General features: G+C 57.8%; 9 protein-coding genes and 1 pseudogene. 1 reads left to right on the top strand and 9 read right to left on the bottom strand.

The window, feature by feature from the left end; translation table 11 throughout:
* The 4 genes from BIS10_RS15250 to BIS10_RS15235 all read right to left on the bottom strand — a co-directional run.
* A partial coding sequence (locus tag BIS10_RS15250) for a sodium:solute symporter (protein ID WP_253506360.1) occupies positions 1-2,046 on the bottom strand: 2,046 nt, incomplete at its 3' end.
* A 2-nt stretch (positions 2,047-2,048) separates the two neighbouring features.
* Positions 2,049-2,255 carry a hypothetical protein gene (locus BIS10_RS15245; RefSeq protein WP_044627986.1) on the bottom strand — a complete coding sequence of 69 codons (207 nt, stop codon included), beginning with the start codon at positions 2,253-2,255 and terminating at the stop codon, positions 2,049-2,051.
* Positions 2,252-4,309, bottom strand: a complete 2,058-nt coding sequence (locus BIS10_RS15240; RefSeq protein ID WP_253506357.1) for a 3'-5' exonuclease — start codon at positions 4,307-4,309, stop codon at positions 2,252-2,254. Before BIS10_RS15240 ends, BIS10_RS15245 begins: the two co-directional genes overlap by 4 nt.
* Entirely contained in the window at positions 4,306-4,680 is a 375-nt protein-coding gene (locus BIS10_RS15235) for a response regulator transcription factor (RefSeq protein WP_083023861.1), read from the bottom strand. The genes BIS10_RS15240 and BIS10_RS15235 overlap by 4 nt, the downstream gene beginning before the upstream one ends.
* Positions 4,681-4,818: 138 nt before the next feature.
* Between BIS10_RS15235 and BIS10_RS15230 the strand changes: the two genes are divergently transcribed.
* Positions 4,819-5,904, top strand: a complete 1,086-nt coding sequence (locus BIS10_RS15230) for a DUF3524 domain-containing protein (RefSeq protein ID WP_253506361.1) — start codon at positions 4,819-4,821, stop codon at positions 5,902-5,904.
* Between the two features lie 19 nt (positions 5,905-5,923).
* Here the strand turns inward: BIS10_RS15230 and nth are convergent, their stop codons facing one another.
* From nth to BIS10_RS15205, 5 genes and pseudogenes are all read right to left on the bottom strand, one after another.
* The gene (nth, locus tag BIS10_RS15225) at positions 5,924-6,562 is read right to left on the bottom strand and encodes an endonuclease III (RefSeq protein WP_083023859.1); all 639 of its coding nucleotides are present in this window, start codon (positions 6,560-6,562) and stop codon (positions 5,924-5,926) included.
* Between the two features lie 29 nt (positions 6,563-6,591).
* Positions 6,592-7,293 carry an electron transport complex subunit E gene (locus BIS10_RS15220; protein ID WP_253506354.1) on the bottom strand — a complete coding sequence of 234 codons (702 nt, stop codon included), beginning with the start codon at positions 7,291-7,293 and terminating at the stop codon, positions 6,592-6,594.
* On the bottom strand, positions 7,290-7,916 hold the full coding sequence (gene rsxG, locus BIS10_RS15215; protein WP_083023841.1) for an electron transport complex subunit RsxG: 627 nt from the start codon (positions 7,914-7,916) through the stop codon (positions 7,290-7,292). The genes BIS10_RS15220 and rsxG overlap by 4 nt, the downstream gene beginning before the upstream one ends.
* Complete coding sequence (locus BIS10_RS15210; protein WP_253506350.1) at positions 7,913-8,944, bottom strand: RnfABCDGE type electron transport complex subunit D; 1,032 nt, start codon at positions 8,942-8,944, stop codon at positions 7,913-7,915. The genes rsxG and BIS10_RS15210 overlap by 4 nt, the downstream gene beginning before the upstream one ends.
* Positions 8,941-9,170 (bottom strand): annotated as a pseudogene (locus BIS10_RS15205) (electron transport complex subunit RsxC); the annotation flags it as partial. The gene BIS10_RS15210 and the pseudogene BIS10_RS15205, both read right to left, overlap by 4 nt.

Below are 9,170 nucleotides of genomic sequence, written 5' to 3'. Positions count from 1 at the left end.
CTCATCTTTCATGCGATCAAGCTCACGTAACCGTTCGTTAGCGCTGCGTAGCTCTTCACCGACACGAGCTAGTTCCTGGGACTTTTGCTCTAATTGGCGGTTGTATTCTAAGGCCTGGGAGGTGGTGTCTAAAATAGTGAGCACTGACTCTACATCTAATGCTTCACCACGTAAGACCGAGTTGATTAATACGCTGGCGGATGCGCTACCCAGGGAGCCAGCCAATGATTGTTCAGCACGAGTGATTAGTGCCTTAGACGCTGGCCGCTGATAAGCATCGGTCTCGGTAACAGGTTGTGCCGTTTGGGATGCAAAGACACGCTGAGTTGCCATACTTCCCAAATACCGAATTAACAGTGCATGGAGTGCGCCTTCGGTGGTTTCACCTTGCCAGAGTGAAGTGGTTTGCAGATTGGGGTGCATTGCCTCGGTAAATAGTGCGGCCTGAGTCTGCTCTAGTGGTGTAGGACGAGTGAATAATGATACGCCAATCAGTAAGCTAACATTAACTAGCATGCTCCAAAACAGTGAATGCGTATAAATATCCCATCCGCTTAGCCCCAGCAGCGCGTAAGGTGATAGCCAACTGATTTCCCAAGGGCCCTGGGTGATTAACGTCTCTTTCAGCCAGCCCGACTGTGCAAACCCCGGCAGCAGCAGCGTATAGAACCAGATAAAAAATCCAGCGAGCAGCCCTAACGTTGCCCCCTGGCGCGTTGCCCCGCGCCAGTAAAGCCCGATGAGCAGTGCAGGGGCAAACTGGGCCACTCCCGCAAAAGAGACCAGCCCGATGGTTACCAGGCTGTAGCTATCGCCGATCAGCGCATGGTAGAGATAGCCCATGAGTAGAATCAGCAAAATGGCGATGCGCCGAATGTTGAGTAGCCAGTCGGCAAGCCGGCCATGGCGCCCAATATAAAGGCGCTTTACTTTCAGCAGCAGAGGCATAATGAGCTGATTGCTGACCATGGTAGAGAGGGCAATCGTCTCAACAATGACCATGCCGGTGGCGGCTGAAAGACCACCGATAAAGACTAACAGCGGCAAACCTTCTAGCCCCGCAGAGAGGGGCAGCGTGAGCACGAAGCTATCGGGATCGCCCTCGCCAAGTAGCAGCCCGGCTAAGGCAATCGGGATGACAAACAGGTTAATCAACAGCAAATAGAGCGGGAATAGCCAGCTGGCGCGATGGAGGTGCTGCTCGTCAACATTCTCCACCACGAGAACCTGGAACTGCCGGGGTAGTGTAAAGAAGGCCAGAAATGCCAGCAGCAGCATACCCACCCAGCCCGTTGCGCCGCCAGGTACGTTTTCTAGGCGCATGCTATTGATTAATGCTGGTGTAGCAGCGACTTCGGCTAAGAGGGCGCCTGGCCCTGCAAACATGATGAACGTGACAAATACGCCCACTGCCAGAAAGGCGATCAGTTTCACCAGGGACTCTACGGCAATGGCAGCCACCATCCCTTCGTGGCGCTCGCTGGCATCTAAGTGACGGGTGCCAAAAAGAATAATAAACACCGCCAACACCATCGCTATCCAAAAAGAGCGGTCCATCCAGAAGCGTTCGTTCTCTAGCGTGATATCGGCACCCAGCGGGTAGTTCATCAGTACCGCATGACTCACCGTGATGGCTTTTAGCTGAAGTGCGATATAAGGGGTGATGGTGATGAGCGCCATGATGGCCACGAGCGCCCCTAAACGAGAGCTTTTGCCGTAGCGGGCGCTGATAAAGTCGGCAATCGAGGTGATGCGCTGCTGTGCGGCAATGCGCACCATTTTGCGTAGTGTAAAAGGGGCTAACAGCATCGCCAGTGTCGGCCCCAGGTAAATCAGTAGGAAGCTAGGGCCATACTGTGCTGCGCGGCCAACGCTGCCGTAAAACGTCCAGGCAGTACAGTAAACCGCGATAGAGAGGGCATAGACCGTAGGCGAGCCAATCAGCGAGCGCCCCTGTTCGGCGCGCCGGTCTCCCCAGGCGGCGACCATAAAGAGCAGGGCCAAATAGCAAAAGGCGGTACCAATCACTACCCAATCGCCGCGCATGGTCATGGTTCCTTGGGAGGCTCAACCAGCCAAGCGGTGAATCCAATGAGCGCTCCCCAAACGACAAATAGGTAGAGCGGTAGCCAACCCAGCAGGCCCGGTAAACGATCAACAATAAGCAGCATCGGTGGGCAAAACATAAACAGTGCCAGCAGGGCCAACGCGATGAGCCGTTCGCGCCTGCGGGAGGGAGCGCTGAAGGGGTTCATGGCGCGCTGGCATCCTCTTTATCAAAGGCATTTGCCTGCAGGGCAAGCAGCTCTTCCAGCGTATCAATGCCTCGGGCCTCGAGCCGTGGCAGCAGTGATAGCCATAGCTCTGCGGTAACGCGGGCATCACCTAACGCCGTGTGGCGAGTGCCCGGTGGAAAGTGGAGGTCATAGCGCTTGGCTAGCGTGTCTAAATCGTGACCATCCAATGCTTCATCGAGCGCTTTTGAAATAAGCAGTGTGTCTAAAACGGGAATATCAAAGGCAACGCCATGGTCGCTAATGGCCAGCATATCGAAAGCCGCATTATGGGCGAGCAGCACGGCCTCACCGACGTAATCACGAAACAGGTCAAGCACTGTTTCAAGGGGGGCAGCGCCCGCGACATCCGCATCGGTAATGCCGTGAATCACCGTACTGGCAGCAGGAATGGCGCGCTTCGGGTCCACGAAATGATCAAACGCATCATTCGCCAGTAAACGGCCATTGACGATCCGGCAGGCGCCCAGGCTAATCACCGTGTCTCCTCGGCGCAGCTCAAGGCCAGTAGTCTCCGTATCAAACGCCACGATATCTAGGCAGCGTAGAGCTCTGCTAGCCAGAGCCACGTCAGGCGCAGGGAGCTGGGCGATGCCAAAGTCATGGAATTCCGGGCGCGGAGGGGCGAGCTCACGAGGCGCTTGGGCTTGTGCAATCGTTGGTAGCGGCAGTCTTAGTCGTGCGTGGCGTTTATCCGCATCGGCAACACTCCAGATATCGGTCGCGTGCTGGCGCAGAATATCCGCGACTGAGGGGCTAAGCGGTAGCGTGGTCAGCGGGTGCTCGCGCCAAATGGTGAGCTCGCCTTCGGGGACGGGGGAGCCTTGCCAAATCAAGTCAACGTAAGCGCGTTTTGGGTTGAGCGTGACTTCACCTTCAAAACCGCTGCTGGGCAAGTGGCAGCGCAGGTGATCCACCAGAGAGTGGAATAGCTCAATCAGCGCGGGGGCGTCGCCTTTAAACCAAGCGGGCACGCCGATAGGGGTGATTAAGCGGTGGGCAGGGTCAAGGCGCTCATCCAGCGATTGCCAAAAATCGTTGGACCAAATGGGTCTTAAACGTTCGCCGTGGTACTGAAGATCGTCCAGCAGCGAGCCAATCTCCGCGACGTGCTTGTTTAATGCTTGGCTCTCATCGTGCACTACTTGCTCTAAACGTGCTCGTAGCTCAAGCGACGTTTCTGAGGGGGGAATTTGACGCAGCGCATCAGCGGCGCTGCTTAAGCTGGCGGAGTGCTGGCGAAGTGGCGGCAATAGATGATTAAGTTCGGCCCGCACGCCCATTTCGTTATTCCAGGTGGTGGTCGCATCGCTACAGGTCACCAGCGTTTCGCGTTCACTGCCGGGGACCCGGCGAATGACAACCTTTAACCAGCGCTGGTCACAGGGGGCGAGCATTTCCCGAGGCGAGCCGTCGTCGGGTAGTTGTGCTATGGCGTTGGCAAGGGTAGCTGTCGGCAGCAGGGCATCCAGACGTTTACCAAGCCCCAGGCCGGTATTACCCGCAAAGAAGTTTTCGGCAGCCTGATTAAACAACATCACCCGCCGGTGCCGGTCGCAAAGTAACAGCGGTGTTTCAAGCACCTGCAGCAACGTTTCAAGCTCTTGGCGTATACGCGATGCGCTACGCGCTCCTTCTGCATGGGCGGTGGCGAGTCGTGAGCGGTCGGCGCGCCAGCTGTGGCTGACGCGGCGAAGGTCTGGGCCAAGCCCTTTTAACCAGCCCTCTGCAGTGTGTTCGTCTTGGGCATCTGGGTTGGCTACCCAGCGTGCCAGCTGCGCTTGAAGGTGGCGAAGGGGTGTAAATAGCATGCGCTCCAGCAGCAGGCCCATTAAAAAAAGCGTGATGCCGCCTGAAAAACTGCCTAGCCATAGAGCCGCACGCGCCACGCCTGAAAGTGCCAGCTGGCTATCTAACCAAGCGGCAAAGAGCGCTCCCCCTACTAAGCTAACGCCGCTTAGCAGCAGCCACACGCCGACCAAGCGTTGGCGTTTAGGAAGGCCCTTGCGTGTCATGGTGCACGCTCGGCTAACAGGGCTTTGACCTTCTCTACAAGCTGTTGGGTAGAGAAAGGCTTGGTGACGTAGTCATCTGCGCCCAGCGCAAAGCCTTTTTCCCGCTCTACTTCACGGCCATGAGCCGTTAACATAATCACCGGTAAATGCCGTTCGGACTCTGAGCGGCGCAGCTGCTCCAGCACTTCAAAGCCACTGATGCCCGGCAAGCTGATGTCCAGTAACAACAGGTCGGGGGATGCATCGGCAATTCTCAGCAGCGCGGTTTCGCCATCGGGCGCTGTCGTCACCGTCAGCCCGGCATGGGACATGAGGAACTCAAGGGAGAGTAGGATATTGGGTTCATCATCGACCACTAATACGTTGGCCATTACGGTCTCCTCAGCGGCGTTAGATGAGCAGTGCGACTGCTAGCGATGGTTTAAGTGTATGTAGCGTACAGCATTCGGCCAAGACGACCTTGGCCGAATGCTGTGTATGAAGAGAACCTTTCACCGGTAGGCAGGATGGTGCGCGTTTTATTGTTATCGGCTTATGAAGCGGTTAGCCACCGTTATTGGGCTAACAGCTTAATGGCTGAAGTGAACGAGGTAGCCTGGACGTTGCTAAGCTTGCCTCCTCGCCACTTCTCCTGGCGCATTCGTGGCAACCCGTTGAGCTGGTGGTTAAAAGAGTACGAGCGGTTAAATCAGCCCTACGATGTAGTGCTGGCAACGTCTATGGTAGATATCGCCACCTTAGTGGGGCTGTTTCCCCATCTGGGGCGAGCAAGAAAGATCGTCTATTTTCACGAAAATCAGTTTGCCTACCCAGAATCCAGCGAGCAGATGCCCCAGGTAGAAGCCAAAATGGTCAACTTGTATGCGGCACTGGCGGCAGATGTGCTGGTGTTCAATACGGCCTATAACCGGGACTCTTTTTTTGATGGTGCGCGGCGTTTTTTAAAGAAAATGCCGGAAAATCTACCCGCGGCTAAACCGCTAGAACGGCTACGCCAAAGTGCTCGCGTGGTGCCCGTGCCCATCGCGCCTGCTAACTGTGCCGCCGCTGGTAACTCAAACCCGCAGCGGCTGATTTGGAATCACCGTTGGGAGTATGACAAAAACCCGGAGGACTTCTTCGCGGTGCTGTTCAAGCTAAGCGAGCAGCAGGTGCCCTTTGAGTTGGCGGTGCTTGGCCAGCAGTTTCGCGACGTGCCGCCGGTATTTGCCGAGGCGCAGGTGCGCCTGGCTGAGCATATTATCTGCTGGGGGCCGCAGCCAGAGGCGGAGTACCGCGCGCTGCTCAACGGTGGCGGTATTGTGGTGTCAACCACTTGGCATGAGTTTCAGGGGCTGGCGATCATGGAGGCTGCCCAGCGAGGAGCCACGCCGCTGGTACCGGATAGGCTCTGCTTTCCTGAACTTTATCCCGCCCAATATCGCTACGATGGTACACAAGAGGGGCTCTATCAGCGCTTGAAAGCGTGGCTGTTAGACCCCGGTAGCCAGCCCGCGCAGATGGATACTCAGCCATGGCAGTGGCCGCGCTGGCGAGAAACGTATCGTCAGCTGCTGGTGGAGGGGGCAACTAATGACCTGCTCGGCATAGAGTGATCCTGGCGTTGGCGTGCCGTTAGGCAAGCTCGGTCTTTTCTTTATAGTCGCATAGATCTTCGATGATGCAGCTACCGCAGCGGGGTTTACGCGCAATGCAGGTGTAGCGCCCGTGTAAAATCAGCCAGTGGTGGGCATCTTGTTTAAAGGCGCTGGGAACGTGGCGCAACAGCTTCTGCTCGACTTCCACCACGTCTTTACCTTTGGCGATACCGGTACGGTTCGAAACGCGAAAAATATGCGTATCCACCGCGATAGTAGGCTGGCCAAAGGCGGTGTTTAAAATCACATTGGCGGTTTTACGCCCGACACCGGGCAGCGCTTCCAAGGCTTGACGGGTGTTGGGAACCTCGCCGCCGTGCTGATTGACCAGCAGGTGGCAGGTCTTCATTAAATTTTCTGCCTTGGTGTTAAACAGGCCAATGGTTTTAATGTGCTGCTTTAGGCCATCAATACCCAGCTCAATGATCGCCTCAGGGGTATTCGCGACCGGATAAAGCTTGGCCGTGGCTTTATTCACGCCCACATCCGTTGCTTGGGCGGAGAGCAGTACCGCTGCCAATAGCTCAAAGGGCGTGCTCCAGTTGAGCTCGGTGGTGGGGTGTGGGTTTTCCGCCTGGAGGCGCGCAAATATCTCATGACGCTTTTGAGCATTCATGGCGTGTTCTCTTGGTTATTGAATGGTGCTTATTTAATGGTGCCGGTTACCCGCACACGACGCTCGGCTCGCGGTGCGACGTTGACGGGCTGAGCGCGGGCGGCGCGACGCTGATCCAGCACGTTTTTCAGCGCGATCAAAAGCCCTGCCACGAAGAACGCGCCGGGGGGCAGGATGAAAAAGAGAAACTGGTAATCCGCCACCAGGGTGATCTGCCAGTGAGCGGCAACCGGCCCAAACAGAAGCGCCATGTCGCTAAACAGCGTCCCTTGGCCCACCAACTCGCGGATTGCGCCCATCAGCACTAATACCGCACCAAAGCCCAGCCCCATCATCAGCCCATCGACTGCCGCAGGCAGCACGGGCTGGCGGGAGGCAAACGCATCCGCCCGGCCCAAAATGGCGCAGTTAGTCACGATGAGTGGGATGAAAATCCCCAATATTTGATAGAGCGAGTAAGCAAACGCGGCCATGAGCAGCTCAGCGCAGGTCACAAAAGCGGCAATCACCATCACAAACGCGGGGAGCCGCACGGCGCTAGGCACCTGGTGGCGAATGAGCGAGGTTGTTGTGCTGGAGCCTACCAAGACCAGCAGAGTGGCCAGCGCCAAGCCTAGCGCATTCACCACCGTGGCGCTGACCGCCAGCAGCGGGCAAAGCCCCAGTAGCTGCACCAGCGCCGGGTTATTTGACCAAAGCCCTTCTCGGGCAAGCTGTGTCCACTGGCTCATGGTGTGGGCTCCTGCTGAGCGAGTTCGCGCTGATAGTAGCGCATCGCATCGTGTACGGCATTGATGACGGCCCGTGGGGTAATCGTTGCGCCGGTAAAGCTGTCGAATTCGCCGCCCTCTTTGCTCACGGCCCAGCCGCTTGGGGGCAGGCTCTCAAGGCTTAGGCCGTTGAATGATGTGATCCAGGCGCTGCGTGACCGCTCGATATCATCGCCAAGACCTGGCGTCTCTTGGTGGTGAGTCACCCGCACCCCGGTGAGTTGCCCGCTTTGGTTGATGGCAACTAGCAGGCGAATTTCACCGTTATACCCTTGGCGTGTCACGACCGGCAGAATAGTCGCGGTGCTGCTGCCTTGCTGCACCCGCCAGCCCTCTTGTGGTGTTCGATGGCCCAGCGGCGCTGGGTCGGGTAGCGAAAACGCGCTCTCTAATACGACCTGAACCGGCACCGAGGCCAGTGAAGCGGGCAGCACCTCCTGCAACTGACGATGCTGATAAGCAAGCTGGTGCTCGGCAATACGCTCCGCGGTCACGGCGCGGGTGAGGGCGACGCTGCCGGCAGTGACCAAGGCAAACAGGCCAAGGGCCAGCGCGCCACGCAGCATAGCGTGTTGAGTGGTCATGGCGCGCTCTTCCTTTCATCAGCCCGAGCAGTAGCTTGACCGACCGGGCGTGGCACGCTGACCATGTCCAGCAGCGGCACGCAGAGATTCATCAGCAGCACGGCAAAGGCGACGGCATCCGGGTAGCCGCCTAAATTACGAATCAGGATGACCAGCACGCCAATCCCCGCACCGTATAACAGCTTCCCCTGACGACTAGTGGCCGCTGAGACCGGGTCGGTGGCAATAAAGAAGGCACCAAACAGCGTCGCCCCGGTGAGCAGATGAAACAGCGGTGAGCCAAAGTGGCTAGTGTCGCTGGCATAAAACAGCGCTGAGAGCAGCATCATACTGCCCAGCATAGCGACCGGAATATGCCAGCTGATCAGTCGTTTGACGATCAACACCACGCCCCCTGCCAGCCATGCCAGCGCGATATTACGCCAAGCATTCAGCGTTCCTTCAGGGAGCGGCGACGATGCCCAGAACTCGCTGGCGAGCACGGCGTCGCCTTTATGTTTGAAGGCATCTAAGGGTGTGGCTCCGCTCAGGCCATCGAGCGCTGACGTGGGTAGTGTTCCCATTATTTGTGGCCAGAGGGAGTCGGGCCAAAGCGGTTGGGGCGGTGCCCAGAGCGTCATATGGGTGGGAAACGACACCAGCAGCAGCGCATAGCCCACCATCGCAGGGTTGAACGGATTGTGGCCCAAGCCGCCATAGAGCTGCTTCGCGACGACGACGGCGGCGATCACCCCAACGCCAATTAGCCACCAGGGGCTCGCAGGTGGCAACGAGGCGCCTAGCAACACGCCAGTGAGCAGGGCGCTGGAGTCGTTGAGCGTCGGCCAAATGGGGCGGTGGCGCAGGCGCAGAATGAGCGCTTCAGCGGCGACGGCCCAAAGCGCCGCGATCAGTACGTTGCTGAGTACCCCTAGGCCAAAATAGAGCGTCATCACCGCAAGGCCCGGAAGCGTGGCGGCGATGACCCAGCGCATCACATGGGCTGTTGATGGTGCTTTACCCAGCTGGGGGGCGTGCATCATGCTCATGGCGCTTCCTTCTGTTCACTGGCGGCGCGAGCTTCGGCCAATCGTGCTTCTGCCGCTTTTAGATTTTCTTGGGCAGTGGCGAGCTGGGTCTCCAAATCGTCGTGGCGCTGCTGCGGGTCTTGAGCGGCGGCCCGTGCCAACACTTTCTCCGCTTTTCGTACGGCGGCTTTGGCGGCCGTTTGAGCGATGCGCAGGCTGCGAAGGTCTGCCACGGGAACAGCTTGAG

It is taken from the genome of Halomonas sp. 707B3, from assembly GCF_024158645.1.
GTDB lineage: Bacteria > Pseudomonadota > Gammaproteobacteria > Pseudomonadales > Halomonadaceae > Vreelandella > Vreelandella lionensis.
This window is presented reverse-complemented; position numbering and strand designations above follow the sequence as displayed.

Excerpts from the sequence above, each read along its gene's own strand:
- BIS10_RS15245 (WP_044627986.1), bottom strand. The coding sequence starts at position 2,255 with ATGAACCCCTTCAGCGCTCCCTCCCGCAGGCGCGAACGGCTCATCGCG.
- BIS10_RS15240 (WP_253506357.1), bottom strand. The coding sequence starts at position 4,309 with ATGACACGCAAGGGCCTTCCTAAACGCCAACGCTTGGTCGGCGTGTGG.
- BIS10_RS15235 (WP_083023861.1), bottom strand. The coding sequence starts at position 4,680 with ATGGCCAACGTATTAGTGGTCGATGATGAACCCAATATCCTACTCTCC.
- nth (WP_083023859.1), bottom strand. The coding sequence starts at position 6,562 with ATGAATGCTCAAAAGCGTCATGAGATATTTGCGCGCCTCCAGGCGGAA.
- BIS10_RS15220 (WP_253506354.1), bottom strand. The coding sequence starts at position 7,293 with ATGAGCCAGTGGACACAGCTTGCCCGAGAAGGGCTTTGGTCAAATAAC.
- rsxG (WP_083023841.1), bottom strand. The coding sequence starts at position 7,916 with ATGACCACTCAACACGCTATGCTGCGTGGCGCGCTGGCCCTTGGCCTG.
- BIS10_RS15210 (WP_253506350.1), bottom strand. The coding sequence starts at position 8,944 with ATGAGCATGATGCACGCCCCCCAGCTGGGTAAAGCACCATCAACAGCC.